Consider the following 25,665-nt stretch of genomic DNA (forward strand, 5'->3'; position numbering starts at 1 on the left):
TGCCCGGATCAGGCGATTGACTTTACGCATACGTCAATCAGGGAAGGACGGATAATGCTGCAAGACATCGCCGACGGAATTCAAAAGGGTTTGAACGGCAAAAACTTTGACGGATCGCTTAAGTTCGATTGTGGCGACGAGGGCGTGATCGTTCTGGCGGAGAATACTGCCTCAACCCAGGATCGGGACACAGACTGCACCATCCGCATCTCGCGCGAGAACCTCTATAAGTTGCTGACCGGTAAGCTGAACCCAATGACCGGGGTTGCGCTGGGCAAGCTGAAAATCTCGGGCAACATGGGTGTTGCGATGAAGCTGGGGCAACTGCTGGGCTGATAAACTCGTCTCACCAGCGCGTGACAAATCATGTCAGCGCATTGCAAGCACAAAAATCTGCGGGCAGCTTGGTTTCGGAAGGAGACCTGCCATGACCCGGATCACTTACCTTGATTGCCTGAAACCTTCACTTCTGTTCGTGCTGATCTTGTTGGCAGCAATGCTGCGCGCCTTACCTGCTCCGGCCGCTGGCACTGAAACGCTAACAGTCGCCGGTGGCTGTTTCTGGTGTGTGGAATCCGATTTCGAGTCCGTGCCCGGCGTGATCGGCGCGGTCTCGGGCTATACCGGTGGCAAGACGGATAGTCCCACCTATGATCAGGTCTCGAAAGGCGGAACAGGGCATTACGAGGCGGTCCAGATCACCTTCGATCCCGCCCGCGTTTCCCGTGCAACCTTGCTGAACATGTTCTTCCGCTCAGTCGATCCCACGGATGCGGGTGGCCAGTTCTGCGATCGCGGCGACAGCTATCGCACAGCAATTTTCGTCTCTAATAAAGGGGAAAAGGCGCAGGCACAGCAAGCCAAGACCAGCGCACAAAACGCGCTGGGGCAGACTGTGGTCACGCCGATCCTGCAAGCTGGAACGTTTTATCCAGCCGAAGCGTATCACCAGGATTATTACAAGGGTAGCAAGCTGGTACTGACCCGCTTTGGCCCCAAGCGCCAAAAGAACGCCTATAAGGCCTACCGCGAAGCCTGCGGTCGCGATGCGCGGGTCAAACAATTGTGGGGCAACGAAGCGCCCTTTGCAGGGTCCTAGTCAAACTGCGCTTCACGCACCTCTTTCAGATCAGGAATGACATCTGCAGTGCCGTGCCGCGTGACCATCAGGGCCGCGGCACGGTTTGCTTGGGCAATCGCCTGCGCCATCGGCATACCCCGGTCCATTCCAGCCAACACATAGCCGGTGAATGTGTCACCTGCCCCGGTGGTATCCACAGCGTTGACCTTATGGGCCTGAAACGCTTGGGGTTGATGATCTTGCTGATAGTAGCGCGCACCTTTTGAGCCAAAGGTGACGATCACATGTTCGACCGGCAGGTCTGAAGGGGCGAGACCCGTTGCATCCTGCAATTGCTCGGCCTCGACTTCGTTGAGGATCAGAAAATCCAAATACGGTAGAACCGCTTGAACTGCGTCTGCCTGAAATGGGGCGGCGGCGTAGCAGACGGTCAGCCCCATTTCACAACCTAGTTTAGCGGCCTCAATCTGCGCATTGGTTTCGTTCTGCATCACCAGCAGATCACCAGAAACAGCCGAAGACAACGCCTGCCCAAGTTGGTCGTTCGAGATGGCATGGTTGGCGCCTTGATACAGAACGATCAGGTTTTCACCCTGCGCATCTACTGCGATGATGGCGTGACCGGTCGGCACATCCACCTCGGCAATATGCCGCGTGTCCACGCCATACTCGGTCAGCCGGTCCCGTGCCCAAAGGCCATCCGAGCCCACCGCGCCGATATGGGATACCCGCGATCCGGCTCGTGCAGACGCCACAGACATGTTGGCGCCCTTGCCACCCAGAAACCTCTGTAGCCCACTGGCCGCCAGTGTCTCACCCGCTTCGGGCAAATGCGGCAGGGCATAGACCATATCCGCGTTGATTGAGCCAAGGTTCCAGATTGTCATGATTTACCCGATATCGCAGGAGGCCAGGATGGCCATGTTCAGAATGTCATTTGCGGTCGAGACCGTCGAACAGATCTGGATTGGCTTGTCGACGCCGGACAGGATCGGGCCGATCACGGTGGCGCCGCCCATTTCCTGCATCAGTTTGGTCGAAATCGAGGCCGAGTGTCGTGCAGGAACAATCAGGATATTGGCTGGTCCGGTCAGTCGTTGGAACGGATAGGCTTCCTGCTGATCAACATTCAGGGCGACATCAACCGTCATCTCGCCCTCGTACTCGAAATCGACGCCGCGCTCGTCCAGCACTGCCGGGGCACGGTGCATCTTCTCAGCACGTTCAGACACCGGGTAACCGAAGGTCGAGAAACTGACAAAGGCCGCCCGGGGCTCTAGCCCCATGTGGCGCGCCACGGCTGCGGCGCGTTCAGCGATATTGGCCAGATCGTTCTCGTCCGGCCATTCATGCACCAGCGTGTCGCCAATCAGAACGATCCGTCCTTTGTGCAGCAATGCGGTAACCCCCGCCGCGCCATGGGCGGCATCCGCATCGAACACATGGTTGATACGGTCCAGCACATGCGCCGACTTACGAGTGGCCCCTGTCACCAGACCATCCGCATGACCATGCGCCAGCATTAAAGACGAAAACACATGCCGATCCCGTGCAGCGAGTCGGTGAATATCTTTGTGATCGAAGCCCTTACGCTGCAGGCGCTGATACAGAAAATCCTTATAGGCCTCGAGATGCGCGGTATTGGCGGCATTCACCACATCAACTTCACGCACCGCGTCCCCAAGACCAGCGGATTCGAGCTTTTCCTTTACGTCGTCTGGCCGGCCCACAACCAGAGCCTTACCAAAGCCCGAGCGTTGATACATAACGGCCGCGCGCAATACGCGCGGATCGTCGCCCTCGGCAAAGATCATCCGGCTTTGCGCCTGACGCGCCCGCGCGTTCAAGCCGCGCAAGATGCTTGCGGTCGGGTCCATGCGGGATTTCAGGCTCAGCTCATAAGCGTCCATATCGATGATCGGACGTCGCGCCGCGCCGGTATCCATACCAGCCTTGGCAACCGCAGGCGGGATACGGTGGATCAGGCGCGGATCAAAAGGCGTTGGGATGATGTAGTCGCGCCCAAAAGTCAGCGACTTGCCATACGCCATGGCAACCTCATCCGGAACATCTTCACGCGCCAATCGCGCCAGAGCGTGGGCGCAGGCGATTTTCATCTCGTCATTGATCGCACGGGCATGAATATCCAGCGCACCGCGGAACAGGTAAGGAAAACCCAGAACGTTATTCACCTGATTCGGATAATCGCTACGGCCCGTCGCGACGATCGCATCAACGCGCACCTCGTGCGCCTCTTCCGGGGTGATTTCCGGGTCAGGGTTCGCCATGGCGAAAATCACCGGATTGTCAGCCATGCTGGCGACCATGTCTTGTGTCACCGCCCCTTTGACCGACACGCCCAGAAATACATCCGCATCCTTCATGGCCTCTTCCAAAGTGCGAAGATCAGTCGTGATGGCATGGGCCGACTTCCACTGGTTCATACCCTCGGTCCGGCCCTGATAAATCACGCCTTTGGTGTCGCAGACGATGCAATTCTCATGCCGTGCACCCATGGCCTTGAGCAGTTCGATACAGGCAATTCCTGCAGCGCCTGCCCCGTTCAGGACGATTTTTACATCTTCGATCTTTTTGCCCGAGATGTGCAATGCGTTAAGCAGGCCCGCCGCACAAATCACTGCTGTGCCATGCTGGTCATCGTGGAAGACCGGGATATCCATCTCTTCCTTCAGGCGTTGTTCGATGATGAAACACTCGGGCGCTTTGATGTCCTCAAGGTTAATTCCGCCAAAGGTCGGGCCCATCAGGCGCACAGCGCGACAGAACTCGTCCGGGTCTTCGGTATCCAGCTCGATATCGATCGAGTTCACATCAGCGAACCGCTTGAACAGGACCGATTTGCCTTCCATCACCGGTTTTGAGCCCAGCGCACCCAGATTTCCAAGGCCCAGAACGGCGGTACCGTTCGAGATCACGGCAACCAGATTGCCTTTGTTTGTATAGTCATACGCCGTCTCTGGTGCTTCAGCGATGGCTTCACAGGGAACCGCAACGCCAGGGCTGTAAGCTAGCGAAAGATCGCGCTGCGTGGTCATGGGTACGGTGGCCTGCACCTCCCACTTGCCGGGGGTCGGGTCTAGGTGAAAGGCCAGCGCCTCTTCTTTGGTGATCTTCACTTTGGGCATCTTACAGGTCGTTTCCATGACTTTGGGGCTTTTGCCTCATAACGCAGGCGGGGCCGCGCCTCAACGAGAATGAGTTTTCACCTTTTACTGAAGATGCGGGATTTGTAAGGTCGCGCCCGGAACACGCCAGAAGGGGGCCGAATTTGTCCACAGTCACGCCGATGATGGCGCAGTACCTTGAGATCAAAGAGGCTCATGCAGATGCCCTGCTGTTTTATCGCATGGGCGACTTCTACGAGATGTTCTTCGAGGATGCGGTGAACGCGGCTGAGGCGTTGGATATCGCGCTGACCAAGCGCGGCAAACACAATGGCGACGATATCCCGATGTGCGGCGTGCCGGTGCATTCTGCCGAGGGCTACTTACTGACCCTGATCCGCAAAGGATTCCGCGTCGCGGTCTGCGAGCAGATGGAAAGCCCGGCGGAAGCCAAGAAAAGAGGCTCTAAATCGGTGGTAAAGCGCGGTGTTGTGCGTCTGGTGACGCCCGGCACACTGACCGAAGATGCCCTGCTAGAGGCGCGGCGGCACAACTTTCTGGCCGCCTATGCCGAGGTTCGGGACGAAGCCGCACTGGCCTGGGCCGATATCTCAACCGGTGCGTTTCACGTGATGCCGCTGACGTCAATCCGGTTGAGCCCCGAACTCGCTCGGCTGGCCCCGTCCGAGCTGATCGTGGCAGATGGGTCGGAGGAAAAGCTGCATGAAACCGTCATGGACCTTGGCATATCGCTCACCCCTGTTGGACGCGCCAGTTTTGACAGCGCTGCAGCCGAGAAACGCATCTGCGGGTTGTTTCACGTGGGCGCTCTGGATGCATTCGGGAACTTCGGGCGTGCCGAGGTTTCGGCCATGGGCGCGCTGATCGATTATCTGGAGATCACGCAAAAGGGCAAACTGCCACTACTGCAAACTCCCCTGAAGGAATCCGAGGATCGCGTGGTTCAGATCGACGCCGCAACGCGACGCAATCTGGAACTGACCCGGTCGCTGTCTGGTGGGCGCGCCGGGTCGCTGCTGTCCGTAGTCGACCGAACAGTAACGCCAGGTGGCGCAAGACTTCTGGAACAGCGACTGTCCAGCCCCTCGCGTAATCTGGATGTGATCCACGCCCGACTGGACGCAGTATCTTTAGCGGTCGAAGATGGCCTGATCGCCTCAGATCTGCGCGAAGCTTTACGCAAAACACCCGATCTGGATCGCGCTCTGTCTCGTCTTTCGCTGGATCGAGGCGGCCCGCGTGATCTGGCCGCTATCCGCAATGGATTGGAACAAGCCGCAACAATCGCCGAAACCTGTGCCTCACAGGATCTGCCTGTTCTGCTGGCCACTGCCGTCCAGAACCTTGTCGGATTTGACGATCTGTTGGCTTTGCTGGACGAAGCATTGGTTGCCGAACCACCCTTGCTGGCCCGCGATGGCGGCTTTATCGCCCCCGGGTTTGATACCGAATTGGACGAAGCGCGCACCTTGCGTGACGAAGGCCGTTCGGTCATCGCAGGTTTCCAACAGAAATACGCCGAGCATACCGGCATCACGTCACTGAAGATCAAACACAACAATGTGCTTGGCTACTTCATCGAGACCACGGCAACCCATGCCGAGAAAATGTTGAACCCGCCATTTAGCGAGACTTATATCCACCGCCAAACCACCGCCAATCAGGTGCGCTTCACCACGGTCGAGCTGTCCGAGATCGAAACAAGGATTCTGAATGCTGGAAATCTCGCGCTAGAGATCGAAAAGCGGCTCTATCAAAGGCTTTCTGGGGCTGTTCTGGATCTTGCCGCCCGATTGAATCAAGCCGCGCGCGGACTGGCTGAGTTGGATTTGACCACTGCACTCGCCGATCTGGCTCGCGGCGAAAGCTGGTGCCGTCCAAAGGTCGACGGGTCACGCGCATTCGACATCAAAGGAGGCCGTCACCCGGTGGTCGAGCATGCCCTGAGGCAGCAAAGCGGCGATGCTTTCATCGCCAACGACTGCGATCTGAGCGCCGATGCAGGCGCTGCAATTTGGTTGCTCACCGGCCCAAACATGGCCGGTAAATCAACCTTCCTGCGCCAGAATGCGCTGATCGCCCTATTGGCGCAGATGGGCAGCTATGTTCCGGCGGAACGGGCGCAAATCGGATTAGTCAGTCAATTGTTCAGCCGCGTCGGAGCGTCAGACGATCTGGCGCGCGGCCGTTCGACCTTTATGGTCGAAATGGTCGAAACCGCAGCCATCCTGAATCAGGCCGACGACCGCGCGCTCGTAATCCTTGATGAGATCGGCCGAGGCACCGCGACCTACGACGGCCTTTCCATTGCCTGGGCCACACTGGAACACCTACACGCGGCAAACCAATGCCGCGCATTGTTCGCCACCCACTACCACGAATTAACTGCACTCGCTGGAAGTCTGAACGGTGTAGAAAACGCGACCGTTGCAGTCAAAGAATGGAAGGGTGAAGTCATCTTTCTGCATGAGGTACATAAAGGCGCTGCCGATCGGTCTTACGGTGTCCAGGTTGCACAATTGGCTGGCTTGCCCGCATCGGTCGTGGACCGCGCCCGTATCGTGTTGGATCAATTAGAAAAAACCGAACGTGAAGGCGGTAAGCAGAAAGCACTGATCGACGATCTGCCCCTGTTTTCAGCTGCGCCGCCGCCTCCCCCTGCGCCAAAAACCTCGCCCGTTGCTGATATGCTGGAAACCATCCTTCCAGATGAACTCAGCCCCCGCGAAGCCTTGGACTTGATCTACAAACTGAAAGAGGCGGCCAGATCCTGACCGCCTCGAACCCGGTTGACCCAGGAACTGTTCAGCTTGCGGGCGTTGACGACACCCCAACCTGCGCCGGACGCAACAACCTGTCGTGCAGCATGAAGCCTTCTGCCGACACCTGAATGATGTCGCCGGCCTTGGTTCCGGGCACCGGGGCCTCGAACATCGCCTCATGCACATTCGGGTCGAACCTGTCCCCGACCTGAGGCGTAATCACCTCAATCCCATGCTTCTGGAACACATCCTTCAGCGCGCGCATGGTCAACTCGACACCTTCCAGCAAGCCGGCGGCAACCTCTTTCTGCTCATCCGTCGCGGCCTCAAGCGCGCGTTTCATATTGTCGTAAACCGGAAGCATGTCGCGGGCCAGTTTTGACCCGCCATACTGTTCCGCATCCCGACGCGCCTTGTCGCCACGCTTGCGCGCATTTTCGGCATCGGCCAGCGCACGCATGAACTTGTCTTTGTAATCATCGCGCTCAGCACGCAGTTGATCGACCTCAAGCGCCTCATCGCTGATCTCAGCAAAATCTTCGGCAAACTCTTCCGCCTCGGCGGACATGATGTCGTCCAGAAAATCTTCGTTCTTGGGCTCTGCCATCTCTTACCCTCTAGCTCCGGTCGGAAATCAGCTTGCCGACCAGTTGCGCCGTATAATCCACGATTGGTACGATTCGCCCGTAATTCAGACGTGTGGGTCCAATGACCCCAACCGCACCGATTATCTTACGATCAGCGTTCATATATGGAGACACCACCAAAGAGGAACCCGAAAGTGAGAAAAGTTTGTTCTCAGAGCCAATAAAAATGCGCACACCTTCGCCTTCTTCGGTCAATTCAAGGAATTCGGCGATATCGCGTTTGCGTTCAAGGTCGTCAAACAGGGTGCGGATTCGATCAAGTTCTTCTGCCTGACCCGGCTCATTTAACAGATTCGCCCGCCCGCGCACGATCAGCCGGGCCGAGTCGCCGCCGTCCCCGTCCCAAGCGGCAATGCCGCTCTCGACCATCTCACGCGCCAGAACATCGATTTCCTGTTTCCGCGCGTCGATCTGTGACAGCATCTGCCGCCGCACTTCGCCAAGCGTTCGACCTTCGATTAGTGCATTCAGGAAATTGGCCGCCTCGCGCATCGAGCTTGGCGTCTGCCCAGGCGGAGGTGTAAACAGCCGGTTTTCTACCTGCCCGTCCGAAAACACCAAAACCACCAAGGCCCGGTCATGACCAAGCGAGACGAACTCGATATGCTTGATCTCGGCCTCATGCTTTGGCGTCAGAACCAGCGAAGCCCCTTGTGTCACGTGTGATAGCGCCGCGCCGACGCGATCGAGCATACCACCCACATCGCCTGCGTTAGAGCCTAGTGTTTCGTCCAGCTTCTGCCGATCATCCGCACCCAGATCGCCCATTTCCAGCAATCCGTCCACGAACATGCGCAGCCCCTGCTGTGTTGGAATTCGACCAGCGCTGACATGCGGACTGTCGAGCAAACCCAGAAATTCAAGATCCTGCATCACATTGCGTACGGTCGCAGCACTGACTTTCTCGGACAATGTGCGCGTCAGAGTCCGGCTGCCCACGGGTTCACCGCTTTCCAGATAGCTTTCGACAATCAACCGGAACACCTCACGCGACCGGTCATTCATCTCGTCCAGAATTTTGCTTGCTTCGCTCATCGGCGGCCCTCTGCTGGATCGTCATTAAATCGCAGGCAAATGAAAGGTCAATCGGGCTTGCATCGTAACGCCGCAGGACGGTATCCCCAACCCAGCAGATAAAGGATTTCTCATGCGACCCTCAGGACGTGATCTAAACGAAATGCGCGCCGTTTCAATTGAAACGGGGTTCACCAAACATGCCGAAGGCTCTTGCCTGATCAAGATGGGCGACACCCATGTGCTATGCACCGCCACAATCGAGGATCGCGTGCCACCGTTCATCAAAGGCTCGGGCCTGGGTTGGGTCACCGCTGAATATGGCATGCTGCCCCGTGCGACCAATACGCGGATGCGGCGCGAGGCTGCCAGCGGCAAGCAAGGTGGCCGCACGGTTGAGATTCAACGCCTGATCGGCCGCGCCCTCCGCGCCGGTGTGGATCGGGTTGCGTTGGGAGAACGGCAGATCACTGTTGACTGCGATGTCATTCAAGCCGACGGCGGCACCCGCTGTGCCTCGATCACTGGCGGTTGGGTGGCGCTGCGTCTGGCCGTGAACAAGCTGATGAAAACAGGCGATGTGATCTCTGACCCTTTATTAGACCCTGTTGCCGCCGTTTCATGCGGAATTTATGCCGGTCAGCCCGTGCTAGATCTGGACTATCCCGAAGATAGCGAAGCTGGCGTTGACGGCAATTTCATCATGACCGGCTCGGGTAAGCTGATCGAAGTGCAGATGAGCGCCGAAGGATCCGTTTTCAGCCGCGCGCAAATGGATCAACTGATGGACCTTGCCGAGAAAGGCGTTAGCGAACTTGCTGCTGCCCAGAAAGCTGCAACCGCATGACTCGTAGGTTCGAAGGTGATCGACTGCTGGTCGCCACCCACAACAAAGGCAAGCTCGAGGAGATGGCGCATCTGCTTGAGCCCTTTGGCGTAACGGTTGTCGGCGCGGGCGAAATGAACCTGCCCGAACCGGAAGAGACCGAGGACACTTTCGTCGGTAACGCCCGGATCAAAGCCCACGCAGCTGCAAAGGCGACCGGCCTACCTGCCTTGTCGGACGATTCCGGGATCACCATCGATGCATTGGATGGCGCACCCGGTGTTTACACCGCCGATTGGGCCGAAACCGGCAGTGGCCGCGATTTCCTGATGGCGATGACTCGCGCCCATAATGAGCTACAGGCGAAAAACGCCCCCCACCCGCGTATGGCCCAGTTTCGCTGCACTCTGGTTCTGGCCTGGCCCGACGGGCATGACGAAGTGTTCGAGGGCATCGCGACCGGTCACCTGACTTGGCCGATCCGTGGCAAGGACGGGTTCGGCTATGACCCGATGTTTGTCCCTGAGGGGCACGACATTACCTTTGCCGAAATGGATCGCTGGGAAAAGAACAAGATCAGCCATCGCGGGCGCGCGGTGGAGATGTTCGTGAAAGGCTGCTTTGGCGGATGATTGGCGAAACGGGGGCTTTGGCCTTTATGTGCATTGGCCCTTTTGCGAGGCCAAGTGCCCCTATTGCGATTTCAACAGCCACGTTTCCAAGATTATTAATCAAAAACAATGGCTTGAGTGTTATCTTAGTGAACTGAGCCGCTCGGCCATCGAAACTCCTGACCGGGTTTTGAACACAATCTTCTTTGGCGGCGGAACTCCATCACTGATGGCCCCCGAGACCGTCGCCACCATCATCGACAAGGCCCGCGCCCTTTGGCGATCGGCCAACGATATGGAAATCACGCTTGAGGCCAATCCAGGCTCGGTCGAGGCCGGGCGGTTCGCGGCCTATCATGATGCGGGCGTGAACCGCATCTCGATGGGTGTTCAGGCCTTGAACGACGATGACCTGCGTCGTCTGGGGCGCATTCACACGGTTGCCGAGGCTCGCGCTGCCTTCGATATCGCGCGCTCTTGCTTTGACCGTGTGAGCTTTGATCTGATCTATGCCCGCCAGCATCAAACTCTGGACGCCTGGCGTGCTGAGCTGACCGAAGCCCTATCGATGGCAGTTGATCACCTGTCCCTATACCAACTGACCATTGAGGAAGGCACAGCGTTTGGTGATCGCTATGCCCTGGGCAAGCTGCGCGGTCTGCCCGAGGACGACAACGCTGCGGATATGTATCTGGCGACGCAGGAAATCTGCGAAGCGCATGGGCTGCCTGCCTATGAGATCTCAAACCACGCCCGGCCCGGAGCGGAATCACGGCATAACCTCATCTATTGGCGCTATGGTGACTACATCGGTATTGGACCCGGCGCACACGGTCGGATCACCCTGGATCGCCGGAAATTCGCGACGGAAACTCATCTTTCACCAAACAAATGGCTGACGGCTGCCTCCAAGGGGCACGGCGAAAGCAATCGGTTCGAGCTTAGCCAACGTGAACAAGCCTCAGAATACCTTATGATGTGTCTACGTTTGGTCGAGGGCCTAAATATAGACAGATACACTCTGCTTGCAGGTGAAGAGCTTTCGCATGACAAACTTGATTCGCTGATCGATCTGGGCATGCTAACCCTTGATCGCAATCAATTGCGCGCCACTTCAAACGGGCGCGCCGTGCTCAACGCGGTAATCCGAGAGCTGTTGGAGTAACAGATGCAATTTCTCTGGGCCGGATTGGGGTTATTATGCGTTGCGCTTGCCATGATCGGTGTCGCTCTGCCGCTGCTGCCGACGGTGCCATTTCTTCTGTTGGCCGCGTTCTTTTTTGCCCGCTCATCGTCACGGCTGCATAACTGGTTGCTGAGCCATCGAACCTTTGGCCCCATGATCGTCGATTGGCAAAGCTCTGGCGCAATCAGACCCGGCGCAAAAAAGGCGGCCACCCTTTCGGTTGCCGCCGTATTTGGCTTATCGGTTCTACTGTCGGTTCCTTCTCACGTCCTGATCATTCAGGCCATTGTGCTCAGCGCTGTGATGCTCTTTATCTGGACCCGACCTAACGGCTGAGCTTCGCGCACAGATCATCCAACTGATCCAGGTTCTCATAAGCCAACACAACCTGCCCGGATTCAGATCCGGCCTTATGGTTGATCGTCACCTTCATCGCCAGAATCGCAGACAAATCCTTTTCAAGTGCTCGGGTGTCTGCGTCCTTCCCAGCATTCAGATTTCTGGATTTCGGAGCCGGCTTATCCGTCCCACCTTGCTGCTTTTTCACTAATGCCTCGGTCGCACGCACCGAAAGGCCCTCACGAACCACCTGTTTCGCCAGCTCCGATGGGTTTTCTGCCGTGATTAACGCCCTTGCATGACCGGCGGATAATTTTCCTTCTATTACAAGGGATTGCACGTCCAATGGGAGTGACAAAAGACGCAGCAGATTAGCGATATGGCTTCTGCTTTTACCAAGCGCTTCGGCCAGCTTTTCTTGCGTGTGACCAAAGCGATCCATCAATTGCTTAAAGCCTGCCGCCTCTTCCACCGCGTTCAGATCTGCGCGCTGAATGTTCTCGATAATCGCGACCTCAAGCACTTCGGTGTCATCAAATTCGCGAACAATAACTGGAATATCATGCAGTTGCGCCATCTGCGCAGCACGCCAGCGCCGTTCACCCGCAACGATTTCGTATTGGCCACCATCGATGCTGCGGACAATCAGCGGCTGGATAATACCCTTTTCCTTGACCGAGGCCGCAAGCTCATCCAATTGCTCTTGCGCGAAACGGCGGCGCGGCTGATCTGGGTTCGCCTGCAGTTTTTCGATCGGTACCGTGAGATCCGGACGGCGGGGTTCAGATACGATCCGACCGTCAGCTTCTGGTGCGACATCAGCCATCAACGCAGATAGCCCGCGACCTAATCCTCGGGGTTTTCCTTTCCTGGCATTCATGTTGCCCTCCTCACGGCCACTTAATTGGCTACCTTGTTGTTCTTGTGCATAACCTCTCGGGCGAGATACCGGTACGCCATCGCCCCGAGCGAACCCGAATCATATTGCAGCACAGGAAGCGCGTAAGATGGTGCCTCGCTGACCCGCACATTTCTGGGTATCTTGGTTTTAAATACCATCTCACCCAGATTGTCACGCGCATCCTTTTCGACCTGACGGGACAAGTTGTTGCGGTTGTCATACATTGTTAACACAACACCTTCGATTCTGAGGTCAGGATTAGCGGTCTGACGAACCTCGCGAATGGTCAACATCAATTGTGACAGCCCTTCCAGCGCAAAGAACTCACTTTGCAATGGAACAAGGACGGAATGCGCTGCTACCATTGCGTTTACGGTGAGCAGGTTCAAGGACGGCGGACAATCAATCAGCACAAAGTCCAGATTGAAGGCATCAATTGCAGTCTGTCGAAGCGCGTCATGCAGCAAATAACTGCGCTTTTCATTCGAGATCAGCTCAATATCTGCCGAGCTGAGATCTACGGTCGCTGGAACCACAAAAAGATTACCGATCTCGGTCTCCTGCACCACAGCTTCCAATGGTGCATCGTCGAGAAGAAGATCATATGTCGTCCAGTCGCGATCTTCGACCCCTAGACCCGTAGAGGCATTTCCCTGAGGATCGAGATCGACCACAAGAACCTTGCATCCGGCCTCGGCCAATCCGGCTGCCAGATTGATCGCTGTAGTGGTTTTCCCGACCCCGCCCTTTTGATTGGCAACCGCGATAATCCGAGGCCCAGCAGGACGAGACAGATCAACCACGTGCAACTCCTTTGATTTTCAGGATAACGGCTTGGGGTTCTGTTGAACTCTTAATGGGTTCAGCCTCGAATTTCCATTCTTTGCGCGCATCTTCCAGCTCTTTTTTCCAGGTTGCGCCTTTTGGCAACAACGCTGTACCGTTTTTACTTAAATGCCTGTCACAAAATGACATTAGAGAGGTCAGATCAGCCAGAGCCCGAGCTGAAAGCACGTCCGCATGCAAGGGATCAATGGCTTCAATTCGACGGGAGATCACGGAACAATTGGCGCCACTCTCTCTGGTCACACTTCGAAGAAATGCGGATTTACGTTGGTCGCTTTCGACTAATGTGAAACGCGTTTCAGGCGCAAATTCAATTGCCATGATGGCGCAGACCATGCCAGGAAAGCCGCCTCCGCTGCCTAAATCCACCCAATGATCTACGCGATCTGCGTTCTGAAAAACTTGAATGGAATCTTTGATATGGCGAATCCAAATCTCTTCAAGACTATTTCTTGAAACCAGATTGATTTTTGGGTTCCATTTTTCAAGCAGAGATACATAGATCACCAGGCGTTCGAATGTTTCACGTGAAACATCCAGAGCCTCCGCAGAAACGGCGTTCTGATAACTCATGCTTTTCTGGCTTTCACATCGCGCCTGAGCTTCGCCAGGACGAGGGTTAAAGCCGCAGGCGTGACACCTTCAACCCGACTCGCCTGCGCAATATTCGCAGGCTTCGCCTGCGATAGCTTTTGCTTCATTTCATTCGACAGACCATCAAGCGCAAAATAATTGAAATCCCGAGGAATTTCATGCGCCTCATCGCGCTTCATTGCTTCGACATCCCGTTGTTGGCGCGCAATATAGTTTGCATACAACGCATCGCGCTCGACCTGACGGCGAATTTCATCGTCTGTATTCTGTAGATCAGGTTCGAGTAAAACCATGTCTTCAAACGATACTTCTGGAAAAGCAAGAACCGCCATTCCATCGCGCCGGTTTCCGTCCTGATTTATGCTGATACCAGCTTCGCGAATTTGCTTTGGCGTATATGTGGTCTCTGTCAGTTTGTTCTTTGCCTTTACAAGTTTTTCTGATTTCTCAGCAAAAACCTTGCGGCGGAGTTCACCCACACAGCCCAACTGCTCGCCAATCGGGGTCAGTCTTTGATCTGCGTTGTCAGCGCGAAGTGATAGGCGAAACTCTGCACGGGATGTGAACATCCGATAAGGCTCGGCAACGCCTCGTGTTGTCAAATCGTCAATCATTACGCCAATATAGCTGTCTGAGCGTGTAAAATGTATTGGCGCACGCCCCTGTGTTTCCAGAGCTGCATTCAAACCTGCAACGAGGCCTTGCGCGGCCGCTTCCTCATATCCTGTGGTCCCATTGATCTGTCCTGCAAGATATAGACCAGGAACATCGGGCACAGACAAAGACGCAGATAGAACGCGCGGGTCAACGTAGTCGTATTCAATCGCGTATCCGGGTTGTAGGATTACCGCGCTTTCCAATCCTACGATGGATTGGACATATTCGACTTGTACATCTTCGGGCAAAGAAGTTGAAATCCCGTTTGGGTACACCGTATGATCCCGCACGCCTTCTGGTTCCAGAAATATCTGGTGTGACTCCTTTTCCGCAAATCTGACGATTTTGTCTTCGATTGAAGGGCAATATCTGGGACCAACACCATCAATATGACCTCCATACATTGCTGATCGCGATAGATTTTTCTCGATTATTCCGTGCGTCTGAGCATTGGTATGAGTTATTCCACAGGCGATTTGCGGCGCCGTCACCGCTTGGGACATGAATGAAAACAGTGTTGGCTCTGCATCGCCATCCTGTCGTTCAAGTATATCCCAATTTATGGTTCGTCCGTCCAACCTCGGTGGCGTACCTGTTTTCAGCCGTGCCGTCGGTAATTCAAAAGCGTCAAGGCGCTCAGCCAACCTAACCGATGGACGATCCCCCATGCGTCCACCTGGCCTTGTAACGTCTCCTATGTGAATTACACCGCGCAGAAATGTACCCGACGTCAGAACAACTGTCTGAGCTGGGACCTCGGAACCGTCGGCTAGTTTGACACCGATTACGCAGTCACCATCCATTAGGAAATCGACCACTTCCCCAGTGATCACCGACAAATTGTCTTGTTTTTTCGTTTCTTCCTTCATCGCGGTCCGATAAAGCGCACGGTCCGCTTGCGCCCTTGGGCCTTGAACAGCTGGTCCTTTACGTCGGTTCAATAGACGAAACTGAATGCCGGCACGATCCGCCACACGACCCATGACCCCGTCCATTGCATCGATTTCACGGACCAGATGACCTTTCCCTAGCCCTCCGATCGCAGGATTGCAGGACATGACACCGATGTCCTGTTCGGACAAAGTAACCAGCGCCGTGTTCGCACCCATCCGTGCTGCCGCATGGGCAGCCTCGGTACCGGCATGTCCAGCGCCAATGACTACAACATCAAATCTCGAATGTTTCACGTGAAACACTCCCTATTTTCCCAGACAGAAACTTGCGAAGATTTCATCCAAAAGGGTTTCGACATCAATCCTGCCAACCAGAGACTCAAGCGACCGAATGGCCGTCCTTAGTTCTTCAGCAGCTATATCATACATATCTGGGCCTGATTCCAGAACAGCTTGCGCAGCGGCAAGAGAGTCAGCTGCTTTTGTCATCGCAACGCGATGGCGTTCCCGCGTTGCAATACCATGACTAGCAGTTTGGGCTATCAATACACGCGATATGTTGTCTATCAGCTGGTCAATCCCCTGCCCGGTTTTCCCTGATATGCCGCCGGCAGAAGGCCCACGTAGGTCAGATTTTGGCAGAACATGAATGTCTTCCGCCTGCCTCGGTACACCTAAGTGATCAGGGTCATCCGTCAGAAACACCCGCAAATCAGCGGCCTCTGCCCGTTTGCGCGCCAATTCAATTCCCAGGTTTTCAACGTGATCATCGGTTTGCCTCAAACCGGCCGTGTCCAGCAGCGTGACAGGCAATCCGTCCAAGTCCATACGAACTTCAATCACATCACGGGTTGTCCCGGCATATTCCGAGGTAATAGCGGCTTCCCGACCTGCCAACGCGTTCAGCAAGGTCGATTTCCCTGCGTTCGGAAGGCCAACAATGGCGACCTCAAAGCCGGTGCGAATGCGTTCTGCGATCCGAACGCCTTTCGCTTCTTGCCTCAGGTCCTCCATAACACCAGAGATTAACGTTCGAACCTCAGGGGTTACGTCGATCGGCACCTCTTCATCAGCAAAATCAATCACGGCTTCCAACAGGGAAGCCGCGCGGATCAGATCACGCCGCCAACTTTCTGCCAATGTGCCCAAAGCACCAGCCAAAATCGTCTGTGCTTGTTTCCGTTGTGCTTCGGTTTCTGCATCAATCAGATCAGCAAGACCTTCGACCTGCGCCAGATCCATCTTGCCGTTTTCCAGTGCACGACGCGTGAACTCACCAGGTTCGGCCAGCCGAAGATCGTCCATATCCGAAAGAGAGGTCAGCACAGCGTTGACAGACGCCATACTTCCGTGAATCTGAAGCTCGACCACGTCTTCGCCGGTAAAGCTGGACGGGGCCTGAAACGTCAGAACCAAGCCCTCATCCAACCGCGATCCATCCGACGCGCTGAGTGTTCGTACTCTCAATCCACGCCTTGGCAGGCCCCCGCCAGACAACTCATTGGCGGAGGCATATGCCTGCGGACCAGAAAGCCTGATCACAGCCACGCCTGCTTTGCCCTGGGCGCTGGCCAGGGCGAATATCGTATCCATTGATAGCCCCCGCGTCAGTGCCAGAACCTTGTCAGGTGTTCATTGAATCGAAGAACTCGCCGTTCGTCTTGGTTTGTTTCAACTTCGACAACAGGAACTCGATTGCATCTGTTGTGCCCATCGGATTGAGGATGCGGCGCAGAACGAATGTCTTAGCCAGATCACCCTTGTCGACCAGCAGATCCTCTTTCCGGGTGCCGGATTTGAGGATGTCGATTGCCGGGAACACGCGTTTGTCTGCAATCTTACGATCCAGTACGATTTCCGAGTTACCAGTGCCTTTGAATTCTTCGAAGATCACTTCGTCCATGCGGCTGCCGGTATCGATCAGGGCGGTGGCGATGATGGTCAGCGAACCACCTTCTTCGATGTTCCGCGCAGCACCAAAGAAGCGCTTGGGCCGTTGCAGGGCATTTGCATCTACACCACCGGTCAGAACCTTACCCGAAGATGGCACTACAGTGTTGAATGCCCTACCAAGTCTTGTGATCGAGTCGAGAAGAATAACAACATCTCGTTTATGCTCAACCAAACGCTTGGCTTTTTCGATCACCATCTCGGATACGGCCACGTGGCGGGTCGCGGGCTCATCGAAGGTTGAAGACACAACTTCACCCTTCACCGAGCGTTGCATGTCAGTCACCTCTTCCGGGCGTTCGTCGATCAGCAGGACGATCAGATAACATTCCGGGTGGTTCTGTTCGATGGAATGCGCGATGTTCTGCAGGATCACCGTCTTACCAGTCCGCGGCGGTGCCACGATCAGCGATCGCTGACCTTTACCAATCGGCGAAACCAAATCGATCACGCGAGCAGACTTGTCCTTGATGGTCGGATCTTCGATTTCCATCTTCAGACGCTCATCCGGATACAGAGGCGTCAGGTTGTCGAACAGAATCTTGTGTTTGGCCTTGTCCGGATTTTCAAAGTTGATCTTGGTGACGTTGGTCAGCGCAAAGTAACGCTCGTTTTCATCGGGCGCTTTGATCTCACCTTCAACCGTATCTCCGGTGCGCAGCGAATGCTTGCGGATCATGTCAGGCGAAACATAGATGTCATCCGGTCCGGGAAGATAGTTCGCCTCGGGCGAGCGCAGGAAACCGAAGCCGTCTTGTAGAACCTCTAACACGCCGTCGCCGCCGATGGTCCAGCCCTCATCCGCACGTTCGCGCAGAATCTGAAACATCATCTCGCCCTTGCGCATGGTTGAGGCGTTTTCGACCTCAAGCTCCTCGGCCATGGCCAGAAGGTCTTTGGGGCTTTTGGCCTTCAGATCGGCCAGATTCAGGGATTCAGTTGTCATGATGATACGAACCTCGGCCGCTTGGATCGCGGCACCAGAGTGGAATTTCAGAACGGAAGATACCTCGCCCGGACGGGCGCGTTACGCGTTAGATAAGCGCTTACCTAAGAAGAGTCAAACAGGCCCTCAGAACTTCACAACGACCGCTAGAACGATAACAACCATTAAAACGGTCGGAACCTCATTCATCATGCGGTACTGCCGCCCAGTCAGCTTATTTCGCCCCTCAGCAAAGTCCTTGCGCCGAGCCATAAGCCAATGGTGAAACCATGTCATGCCGATCACTGCTGCGCCTTTGACCCAGGGCCAGTTCCAGTCCCACCCGACAATACCAGGTGTGAAAACCATGATCAGCCCGCAGACCCAGGCCACGACCATTGCGGGGCGCATGATCACACGCAGCAGCTTTTCTTCCATTTCAAAAAAAATCTGTTGCGCACCCTCTACGGCTTGCGCCTTTTCAACGTGATACACGAACAATCTGGGCAGATAGAATAAACCAGCCATCCATGAAATCACGGCCATGATGTGCAGCGATTTCACCCAAGGGTATATTGCGAAAAGAATATCGGTCATTGGGTATTCCGGGCTTACCTGAAACTCTCCTAATAAAAAAAATAAGAAAGAAAAAGGATGATGGTTTTGTAGGGAGGTCAAATTCGGTGGATTACTTTTTTGTCCTGCCTTTTTCCCCAGGTGGAAAAAGTGAAGCACATCGGCGCAGAATCTGTTGATCAAGAAAAAAAATGATTAATAACAATAAATTATGAGATAAAAGCTCGGGCTGAATTGTGGATAACCATTGGAACAATCCGGGACGGGATGCTTATCCGAGTATTCCAACTTATCCTTGTCCCGTCTGGACAGGATCCGGGCGACTCGGGGAAGTCTTGCGCCAAATTCCCGGGGTTGCGTGTCAACCGGAAAGCCATACAAACCATTCGAGACTACTCATTGATTTGCACACGGGGTTTTCCACATGACTGTCCCCATAGTCCTTGCCTCAGGGTCCGTGATCCGCGCGCAGTTGCTCAGAAACGCAGGCGTCCCGTTTTCGGTTCAGATCGCGCGGGTGGATGAAGACACAGCCAAACGCGCCCTGATGGCTGAGGGAGCTTCGCCCCGTGATGTTGCCGATGCGCTTGCCGAAATGAAAGCACGTAAGATCAGTGACAAAGTGCGCGGCGCTATGGTTCTGGGTTGCGATCAGGTTCTGGATTTCGAAGGTCAGATGCTGTCGAAGCCGGAAACACCCGAAAAAGCACTGGCGCAGCTTAAAGCAATGCGCGGCAAGCGACATATGTTGCTGTCGGCGGCGGTGATCTATCAGGATGGTGAGCCCATCTGGCGGCAAGTCGGTCAGGTGCGTTTGCGGATGCGGGCCAGCTCGGATGCTTATTTACGTGATTACGTGGCGCGGAACTGGGACAGTATTCGGCACGCAGTGGGGGCTTATAAACTGGAAGAAGAAGGCGTGCGCCTGTTTGCCACCATTGACGGCGACTACTTTAACGTCTTGGGTATGCCCCTGTTAGAGCTGCTCAATTTTCTGGCCTTGAAGGGAGTGATCGATCAATGACTGAGCATCGCGTTCCTCTGGCCGGCGTGATTGGGCAACCCATCGCACATTCCCGCTCGCCAAAACTGCACGGGCATTGGCTGAAAACCTATGGATTGGTGGGGCACTACATCCCAATGGATGTCGCCCCGGCCGACCTGGAAACCGTTCTGAGGACACTACCCAAGGCTGGGTTCGTTGGGGCCAACGTGACCGTACCGCATAAAGAGGCTGCTTTGCGGTTGGCGGATCATGTCTCGGACCGTGCCTCAGTCATCGGGGCGGCAAATACGCTTGTATTCCGCGAGGATGGTTCAATTCACGCGGATAATACGGATGGCTACGGGTTCATGGCCAATCTTCGCAGCGGTGCGCCTGATTGGAACCCGCAAGATGGGCCTGCGGTAGTATTTGGTGCGGGCGGTGCTGCGCGGGCGGTGCTTCAAGCGCTGGCAGAAGCCGGAGTTCCTGAAATCCTGTTGACCAACCGCACCCGCACCCGTGCGGATCATTTGAAGGAAGAGTTCGGCCAACGGATTACGGTCGTTGACTGGGTGCAGGCGGGAAATGTGATCGAAGACGCAGAACTAGTCGTGAACACCACGTCTTTGGGTATGCAAGGGCAGCCAGAGTTACGCGTACCACTGGATGGATTGCAACCCGGCGCTGTTGTCACCGATCTGGTATACGCGCCGCTTCAAACGCATCTGTTAAAACAGGCGGAAGAGGTTGGATGTACAACGGTCGACGGGCTGGGAATGTTGCTGCATCAAGCTGTTCCCGGGTTTGAACGCTGGTTCGGTGTTCGCCCCGAAGTGGACGCTGAAACCCGCGCGGCGGCCTTGGCATGAGTTTTGCGCTGGGGCTCACCGGATCAATCGGGATGGGCAAGAGCACGACCGCTCAGATGTTTGCAGATGAAGGCTGTGCGCTTTGGGATGCGGATGCTGCGGTGCATCGGCTCTATGCAAAGGGCGGCGCTGCGGTTGAGCCCATGCGGATTACGTTTCCCACCGCCATTGCCGAGGATGCGGTCAGCCGGGATGCATTGAAGCAAATCATTGCGGATAATCCTGACGCGCTAAAAACAATAGAAAAAATCGTACACCCTCTGGTAGCGGCGGATCGCGCCTCATTTCGTTCTTCGTCGTCCGCCGAAATCTTGGTATTCGACATTCCGCTGTTGTTTGAAACCGGTGGTGATGCGGCGATGGATGCTGTTGCTTGTGTTTCAATCTCTGCTGAAGAACAAAAAAGACGGGTCATGGCGCGCGGCAAGATGAATGAGGCGCAGTTTGAGCAGATTCGCTCCAAGCAAATGCCAAACGAAGAGAAATGCGCGCGGTCGGATTTCGTGATTGTCACGGATACTCTGGACCATGCTCGCGCGCAGGTGCAGGATATCGTCAGGCAGATACGGGCAGGGTTGGCAGATGCGTGAGATTGTACTCGATACCGAGACCACAGGGTTTGATCCCGAAAGCGGCGACCGGATCGTCGAGATCGGCGCGGTTGAGCTGTGGAACCACGTTGCCACAGGAGAAACTTATCACGTCTACATCAACCCCGAGCGTTCTATGCCGGAAGAGGCATTTGGTGTGCATGGCATCGGCCCCGACCTGCTGGAAAACCCGCGCCCGCCGGAAAAGGGCGAAGTGACGCTGAAGGACAAACCTGTCTTTGCCAAGGTTGGGCAAGGGTTTCGTGAATTCGTGGGTGACGCCAAGCTGGTGATCCACAACGCTTCGTTCGACATGAAGTTTCTGAACGCCGAACTGGGCTGGATGGGGGTGTCGCTGATCCCGATGGATCAGGCAATCGACACGCTGGCCATTGCCCGCAAACGGTTTCCGGGGTCACCCGCTTCGTTGGATGCGTTGTGCCGCCGGTTTGGCATCGATAACTCAAACAGGGTGCTGCACGGCGCGCTGCTTGACTCGGAAATTCTGGCCGAAGTGTATCTGGAGCTGATCGGAGGCCGTCAGCCCGACTTTGGATTGTCAACGTCGGCAAGTGCAGCGTCTGGCGGTGGTGAGGAATGGCGCCCGACAGCGCGACCCGATGCCCTGCCATCCCGGATCACCGAGGATGAGCGCGCAGCACATCAGAAATTTGTTGAAAAGCTGGGCGAGAACGCTCTGTGGACCCGCGCCTGACCCGAACCAGACGCGGACCAAAACCTTAGGCGTCGGTTTTTTGCTCTTGTGCGGCGGCCTGACGGCGCGCCAGTTCGTTGCGATAGAGCGCCACGAAATCAATGTTATCCAGGTTGACCGGCGGGTAGCCACCGTCGCGTGTGATGTCGCTGACGATGCGGCGCAGGAACGGGAACAGCATGCGCGGGCATTCGATCATCAGGAACGGATGCATTTGATCTTCGGGCACACCTTCCACGTGGAACAGGCCGCAATAGTCGATTTCGCACAGGAACAGGACGTCTTCTAGGCCCTTGGCCTTGGATGTCAGTTTTAGCTTGATCGAGACTTCATACTGGTGCTCGGTCGTGCGTTTCTTTGCGTCCAGATTGACCTGAACTGAAATCTCGGGCTGTACGTCGCCTGAGACGCCTTTTTGCGCCATGACGTTTTCAAAGGACATGTCGCGAATGAACTGTCCCAGAACGCGCATCTGGATCTGAGGGGCTGCCTGTGCGGCGGTGTTTTCTGCAGGGCTTTCGTCAGCCATGAAACTTCTCCGGAATTGAAATTCGGCACTGCTTAGCAATTTGGGCCGGATAGCTCAATGCTGGTGCGGGCCTTCCACCCACTTCGACGGCTTTCCGGAGTTCTGGCGAGGGCGAACCTCGGTGAATTCGCCATCTATCACATCGTCCTGATCAAACGGGTTTGGCCCCGACCTGAATTGTGCGCCGGTGCCCATTTGAAAATGCGTGATGGTCGCCTTGGACTTGAGATAGCGGAACACTGCGACCCGGATGCCGGGAACAAGCAGCGCAAAACCAATGGCATCGGTGAAAAACCCTGGTGTCAGCAGCAAAACACCAGACAGCAAGATCATCGCCCCATGGGCCAGCGGTTCGGTTGGGTCGTCCAATTCGGCAAAGGATCGCTGCAAATTGGCCAGCGCCATGCGACCTTGTGTCCGCACCAGAACCGTGCCCAGAACGGCGGTCAGAACCACGATTGCAAGCGTCGGCCAAAGCCCGATCAGACCGCCAACCTGGATAAACAGGGCGATCTCGATGATCGGAACCAATAAAAAAGCCAAGAACAAGTACATTTGCGGTATCCTTTAGCATGGTCCGGGCTGTGGACTTGGCCCCGACTGTCACCTACATAGTGGCAGAGGGCAGCGTATACAAAGCCCGGGTTCTGAAAAGAGGACGAAATGAACTCACCCCTGATCCAGCTTCTGGTGCTGGCCGGAATTGCCATTTTCCTGATCCTGCGCTTGAAAAGCGTGTTGGGTACACGCGAAGGTTTTGAGAAACCGCCCCTTCAGCAACAGCCTGATACCAATGGCGCGCGCCGTGATTTCGAAGTGATTGAAGGCGGGCCAGATCACGACATCACCGACCATGTGGCCGAAGACAGTGAACAGGCGCAAACATTGGCCGCAATGAAGCGGGTCGAACCCAGTTTTTCTGTCAGCGAATTTGTTCAGGGCGCGCGCGGCGCCTATGAGATGATCGTGATGGGCTTTGAAAAGGGCAATCTGGACGAAATCCAGCCGTTCCTGTCCGAAGAAGTATTCGACAGTTTTGTATCGGTTGTTGCGGATCGTGAAGACAAAGGTCTGACCATCGAAGCCGAATTCATCGGGGTGCGTGAAACCACTCTGGTCGATGCGACCTTCGATAAGGATACCAATCAGGCCGAGATCACCATGCGCTTTATCGGTGAGCTGACGTCGGTCGTGCGCGATCGCGGCGGGGATATTGTCGAAGGCAACCCGAACACCGTCAAACGCCAAAAGGACAGCTGGACCTTTGCCCGTGTCATGGGCGCGGACGATCCGAACTGGCTGCTTGTTGCCACGGACGCATGATTGCAGCGCTCCGGTCGCTATTTCTGGGGGTCGTCATGACCACTGCCAGCGCCGCCGGAGCCGAGGCGACGCGATCCATCCTGTCATTCGATGACCTCGATGGCTGGGCCGCCGACGATCACGGGGCGGCCCTTTCGGTTTTTCTGAACACCTGTGGTGATCTGGACGATCCTGATTGGCAGGCGCTGTGTGGCGTGGCTCAGAGTTATGAACCTGGCGCGGCGCGGGCTTTTTTCGAGCTGTTCTTTCGCCCTGTTCTGGTCGAAGACGGCGATGATGCCCTGTTCACCGGATATTTTGAACCTGAACTGGATGGGTCGAAAACCCCAACTGATAAATACCGCTATCCACTCTACCGGATGCCGCCCGAGGCGCGAGAGGCGGGCAAGTGGCTCAGTCGCCGTGACCTGCTGACCGGTGACGCCCTGACAGGTCGGGGCCTTGAGATAGCGTGGGTCGATGACCCTGTTGAGTTGTTCTTTCTGCAAATTCAAGGCTCGGGCCGGATACGTCTGCCCGATGGCGGTGCATTGCGGGTTGGATATGGCGGTGCGAATGGGCATCCCTATCGCTCGATCGGCGCGGAACTGGTCCGACGGGGTGCGCTGGGCGCGCACCAGGTCAGCGCGCAGATGATCCGGACCTGGGTACGCAAAAACCCTGAAGCCGGGGCTGAGCTGTTACTACACAACCCTTCTTATGTTTTCTTCCGTGAAGTGACGCGTGTTGCGCCCGAGTTCGGACCGTTAGGCGCCATGAACCGCTCAGTGACCACGATGCGCAGTATCGCGGCAGATCCGGCTTATACACCTTTGGGCGCGCCAGTTTGGGTAGAAAAGGATGGCAAAAACCCGCTGCGCCGATTGATGATCGCACAAGACACCGGATCGGCGATCAAGGGTGCGCAACGTGCCGACATTTTCTTTGGCACAGGGGATGATGCCGGGCAGGCCGCCGGTCGCTTGAAGGATCCCGGCCGTATGGTTGTGCTGTTGCCGATCCAGAGGGCCTACGCCCTGTTACCGGATGAGTTCTGATGACCCGGCGCAAACTGACTGCGGATGAGATCGATTTGTGGCGCAAGGTCGCCAAACAGGCTGAGCGTTTGCACCCCGAACTGCCTCAGACTGTGCACCCCACTACCTTGCCCAAGCCCAAACCGACCAAAACGCCCAAGGCGCGGATAGAAGCCTTTGAACTGGGTCAGACTGCGCCAACCAAACCGTCACGGAATAACCTGAAGCCATCGATCACCGAAGGTTTACGGACAAATCCGGTGCAGATGGACACCAAGTCTTTTGGTCGCATGAAACGCGGCAAGCTCAAGCCCGAAGGCAAGCTGGACCTGCACGGGATGCGCATGAGCGCAGCCCATCCCGCATTGGTTCGGTTCATCCTGACCGCACAGGCACAGCGCAAACGGCTGGTGTTGGTCATAACCGGCAAGGGCAAGGACCGGGACGAACCGGGACCCATTCCAACGCCGCGTGGGGTCTTGCGCAATCAGGTGCCCCACTGGTTATCTATTCCACCACTTGCACAAGCAGTGCTGCAGGTAACACCCGCACATATCAGCCATGGCGGTGATGGCGCCTATTACGTTTACCTCAGGCGCGTCCGTTAGTCGGATCGCTGATTCTAGCTGGCCCACATGAACCGGATTCGCACGCGTACCCTGCCCTTACCCCTACGGGTTTATT

Annotated in this window: 27 protein-coding genes; 14 read left to right on the forward strand and 13 right to left on the reverse strand. The window is 55.9% G+C overall.

Annotated elements, in window-relative coordinates:
- Positions 1 to 54 precede the first annotated feature (54 nt).
- Positions 55 to 336: an SCP2 sterol-binding domain-containing protein gene (locus ACR0A1_RS19185; RefSeq protein WP_480868836.1), complete on the forward strand. Its 282-nt coding sequence runs from the start codon at positions 55 to 57 to the stop codon at positions 334 to 336.
- A 91-nt stretch (positions 337 to 427) separates the two neighbouring features.
- Positions 428 to 1,099, forward strand: a complete 672-nt coding sequence (gene msrA, locus ACR0A1_RS19190) for a peptide-methionine (S)-S-oxide reductase MsrA (protein WP_170399396.1) — start codon at positions 428 to 430, stop codon at positions 1,097 to 1,099.
- Here the strand turns inward: msrA and ACR0A1_RS19195 are convergent.
- Positions 1,096 to 1,968 carry a ribokinase gene (locus ACR0A1_RS19195; protein WP_170598499.1) on the reverse strand — a complete coding sequence of 291 codons (873 nt, stop codon included), beginning with the start codon at positions 1,966 to 1,968 and terminating at the stop codon, positions 1,096 to 1,098. The genes msrA and ACR0A1_RS19195 overlap by 4 nt on opposite strands.
- A gap of 3 nt (positions 1,969 to 1,971) precedes the next feature.
- On the reverse strand, positions 1,972 to 4,227 hold the full coding sequence (locus tag ACR0A1_RS19200; RefSeq protein WP_480868838.1) for an NADP-dependent malic enzyme: 2,256 nt from the start codon (positions 4,225 to 4,227) through the stop codon (positions 1,972 to 1,974).
- A gap of 161 nt (positions 4,228 to 4,388) precedes the next feature.
- On the opposite strand from ACR0A1_RS19200, the gene mutS reads away from it, so the two are divergent.
- Positions 4,389 to 7,001: a DNA mismatch repair protein MutS gene (gene mutS, locus ACR0A1_RS19205; protein ID WP_480868867.1), complete on the forward strand. Its 2,613-nt coding sequence runs from the start codon at positions 4,389 to 4,391 to the stop codon at positions 6,999 to 7,001.
- A 31-nt stretch (positions 7,002 to 7,032) separates the two neighbouring features.
- On the opposite strand, the gene ACR0A1_RS19210 is transcribed toward mutS, so the two are convergent.
- Together ACR0A1_RS19210 and hrcA are read right to left on the reverse strand one after the other, a co-directional pair.
- On the reverse strand, positions 7,033 to 7,596 hold the full coding sequence (locus ACR0A1_RS19210; RefSeq protein WP_170399405.1) for a nucleotide exchange factor GrpE: 564 nt from the start codon (positions 7,594 to 7,596) through the stop codon (positions 7,033 to 7,035).
- 10 nt (positions 7,597 to 7,606) lie between these two features.
- Positions 7,607 to 8,671 (reverse strand): heat-inducible transcriptional repressor HrcA, encoded by a 1,065-nt coding sequence (gene hrcA, locus ACR0A1_RS19215; RefSeq protein ID WP_170399408.1) that lies wholly within the window; start codon positions 8,669 to 8,671, stop codon positions 7,607 to 7,609.
- Between the two features lie 112 nt (positions 8,672 to 8,783).
- On the opposite strand from hrcA, the gene rph reads away from it, so the two are divergent.
- From rph to ACR0A1_RS19235, 4 genes are read left to right on the forward strand one after another with little or no spacing between them, the layout of a single operon-like run.
- Positions 8,784 to 9,497, forward strand: a complete 714-nt coding sequence (gene rph / locus ACR0A1_RS19220; RefSeq protein WP_170609211.1) for a ribonuclease PH — start codon at positions 8,784 to 8,786, stop codon at positions 9,495 to 9,497.
- On the forward strand, positions 9,494 to 10,108 hold the full coding sequence (rdgB, locus tag ACR0A1_RS19225; RefSeq protein ID WP_480868841.1) for an RdgB/HAM1 family non-canonical purine NTP pyrophosphatase: 615 nt from the start codon (positions 9,494 to 9,496) through the stop codon (positions 10,106 to 10,108). Before rph ends, rdgB begins: the two co-directional genes overlap by 4 nt.
- Positions 10,098 to 11,252: a radical SAM family heme chaperone HemW gene (gene hemW, locus ACR0A1_RS19230; RefSeq protein ID WP_480868843.1), complete on the forward strand. Its 1,155-nt coding sequence runs from the start codon at positions 10,098 to 10,100 to the stop codon at positions 11,250 to 11,252. The genes rdgB and hemW overlap by 11 nt, the downstream gene beginning before the upstream one ends.
- Before the next feature lie 3 nt (positions 11,253 to 11,255).
- The gene (locus tag ACR0A1_RS19235; RefSeq protein WP_170408799.1) at positions 11,256 to 11,609 is read left to right on the forward strand and encodes a YbaN family protein; all 354 of its coding nucleotides are present in this window, start codon (positions 11,256 to 11,258) and stop codon (positions 11,607 to 11,609) included.
- On the opposite strand, the gene ACR0A1_RS19240 is transcribed toward ACR0A1_RS19235, so the two are convergent.
- The 7 genes from ACR0A1_RS19240 to hemJ form a co-directional block, all read right to left on the reverse strand.
- Entirely contained in the window at positions 11,599 to 12,492 is an 894-nt protein-coding gene (locus ACR0A1_RS19240; RefSeq protein ID WP_170399423.1) for a ParB/RepB/Spo0J family partition protein, read from the reverse strand. The genes ACR0A1_RS19235 and ACR0A1_RS19240 overlap by 11 nt on opposite strands.
- Positions 12,493 to 12,512: 20 nt before the next feature.
- Positions 12,513 to 13,316 carry a ParA family protein gene (locus ACR0A1_RS19245; RefSeq protein ID WP_480868845.1) on the reverse strand — a complete coding sequence of 268 codons (804 nt, stop codon included), beginning with the start codon at positions 13,314 to 13,316 and terminating at the stop codon, positions 12,513 to 12,515.
- Positions 13,309 to 13,932, reverse strand: coding sequence for a 16S rRNA (guanine(527)-N(7))-methyltransferase RsmG (gene rsmG, locus ACR0A1_RS19250; RefSeq protein ID WP_480868847.1), 624 nt, complete (start codon positions 13,930 to 13,932; stop codon positions 13,309 to 13,311). Before rsmG ends, ACR0A1_RS19245 begins: the two co-directional genes overlap by 8 nt.
- Positions 13,929 to 15,797, reverse strand: a complete 1,869-nt coding sequence (gene mnmG, locus ACR0A1_RS19255) for a tRNA uridine-5-carboxymethylaminomethyl(34) synthesis enzyme MnmG (protein WP_480868848.1) — start codon at positions 15,795 to 15,797, stop codon at positions 13,929 to 13,931. Before mnmG ends, rsmG begins: the two co-directional genes overlap by 4 nt.
- A gap of 12 nt (positions 15,798 to 15,809) precedes the next feature.
- The gene (gene mnmE, locus ACR0A1_RS19260) at positions 15,810 to 17,096 is read right to left on the reverse strand and encodes a tRNA uridine-5-carboxymethylaminomethyl(34) synthesis GTPase MnmE (RefSeq protein ID WP_170567297.1); all 1,287 of its coding nucleotides are present in this window, start codon (positions 17,094 to 17,096) and stop codon (positions 15,810 to 15,812) included.
- A 31-nt stretch (positions 17,097 to 17,127) separates the two neighbouring features.
- Positions 17,128 to 18,399, reverse strand: coding sequence for a transcription termination factor Rho (gene rho, locus ACR0A1_RS19265; protein WP_170399438.1), 1,272 nt, complete (start codon positions 18,397 to 18,399; stop codon positions 17,128 to 17,130).
- 126 nt (positions 18,400 to 18,525) lie between these two features.
- A complete protein-coding gene (hemJ, locus tag ACR0A1_RS19270; protein ID WP_480571626.1) occupies positions 18,526 to 18,975 on the reverse strand; it encodes a protoporphyrinogen oxidase HemJ in 450 nt (149 codons plus the stop codon).
- A gap of 403 nt (positions 18,976 to 19,378) precedes the next feature.
- Here hemJ and ACR0A1_RS19275 point away from each other — a divergent pair, with 403 nt between their 5' ends.
- Genes ACR0A1_RS19275 through dnaQ form a run of 4 tightly spaced genes read left to right on the forward strand, consistent with a single transcriptional unit; the run spans position 19,379 to position 22,113 of the window.
- On the forward strand, positions 19,379 to 19,978 hold the full coding sequence (locus tag ACR0A1_RS19275; protein ID WP_480707497.1) for a Maf family protein: 600 nt from the start codon (positions 19,379 to 19,381) through the stop codon (positions 19,976 to 19,978).
- Positions 19,975 to 20,808: a shikimate dehydrogenase gene (locus ACR0A1_RS19280; protein WP_170515525.1), complete on the forward strand. Its 834-nt coding sequence runs from the start codon at positions 19,975 to 19,977 to the stop codon at positions 20,806 to 20,808. The genes ACR0A1_RS19275 and ACR0A1_RS19280 overlap by 4 nt, the downstream gene beginning before the upstream one ends.
- Complete coding sequence (coaE, locus tag ACR0A1_RS19285; protein WP_170515091.1) at positions 20,805 to 21,398, forward strand: dephospho-CoA kinase; 594 nt, start codon at positions 20,805 to 20,807, stop codon at positions 21,396 to 21,398. Before ACR0A1_RS19280 ends, coaE begins: the two co-directional genes overlap by 4 nt.
- A complete protein-coding gene (dnaQ, locus tag ACR0A1_RS19290; protein WP_170399452.1) occupies positions 21,391 to 22,113 on the forward strand; it encodes a DNA polymerase III subunit epsilon in 723 nt (240 codons plus the stop codon). The genes coaE and dnaQ overlap by 8 nt, the downstream gene beginning before the upstream one ends.
- A gap of 25 nt (positions 22,114 to 22,138) precedes the next feature.
- On the opposite strand, the gene secB is transcribed toward dnaQ, so the two are convergent.
- Both secB and ACR0A1_RS19300 read right to left on the reverse strand, forming a co-directional pair.
- Positions 22,139 to 22,642: a protein-export chaperone SecB gene (gene secB, locus ACR0A1_RS19295; RefSeq protein ID WP_170399455.1), complete on the reverse strand. Its 504-nt coding sequence runs from the start codon at positions 22,640 to 22,642 to the stop codon at positions 22,139 to 22,141.
- Between the two features lie 54 nt (positions 22,643 to 22,696).
- Positions 22,697 to 23,197, reverse strand: a complete 501-nt coding sequence (locus tag ACR0A1_RS19300; protein ID WP_170399458.1) for an FxsA family protein — start codon at positions 23,195 to 23,197, stop codon at positions 22,697 to 22,699.
- Between the two features lie 108 nt (positions 23,198 to 23,305).
- Here ACR0A1_RS19300 and ACR0A1_RS19305 point away from each other — a divergent pair, with 108 nt between their 5' ends.
- The 3 genes from ACR0A1_RS19305 to ACR0A1_RS19315 are packed head-to-tail and all read left to right on the forward strand — an operon-like array spanning position 23,306 to position 25,589.
- A complete protein-coding gene (locus ACR0A1_RS19305) occupies positions 23,306 to 23,965 on the forward strand; it encodes a Tim44/TimA family putative adaptor protein (RefSeq protein WP_170399461.1) in 660 nt (219 codons plus the stop codon).
- A complete protein-coding gene (gene mltA / locus ACR0A1_RS19310; protein WP_170408811.1) occupies positions 23,962 to 25,002 on the forward strand; it encodes a murein transglycosylase A in 1,041 nt (346 codons plus the stop codon). Before ACR0A1_RS19305 ends, mltA begins: the two co-directional genes overlap by 4 nt.
- Entirely contained in the window at positions 25,002 to 25,589 is a 588-nt protein-coding gene (locus ACR0A1_RS19315) for a Smr/MutS family protein (RefSeq protein ID WP_170567303.1), read from the forward strand. The genes mltA and ACR0A1_RS19315 overlap by 1 nt, the downstream gene beginning before the upstream one ends.
- Positions 25,590 to 25,665 lie beyond the last annotated feature (76 nt).

This window comes from Ruegeria sp. D6 (assembly GCF_056534365.1).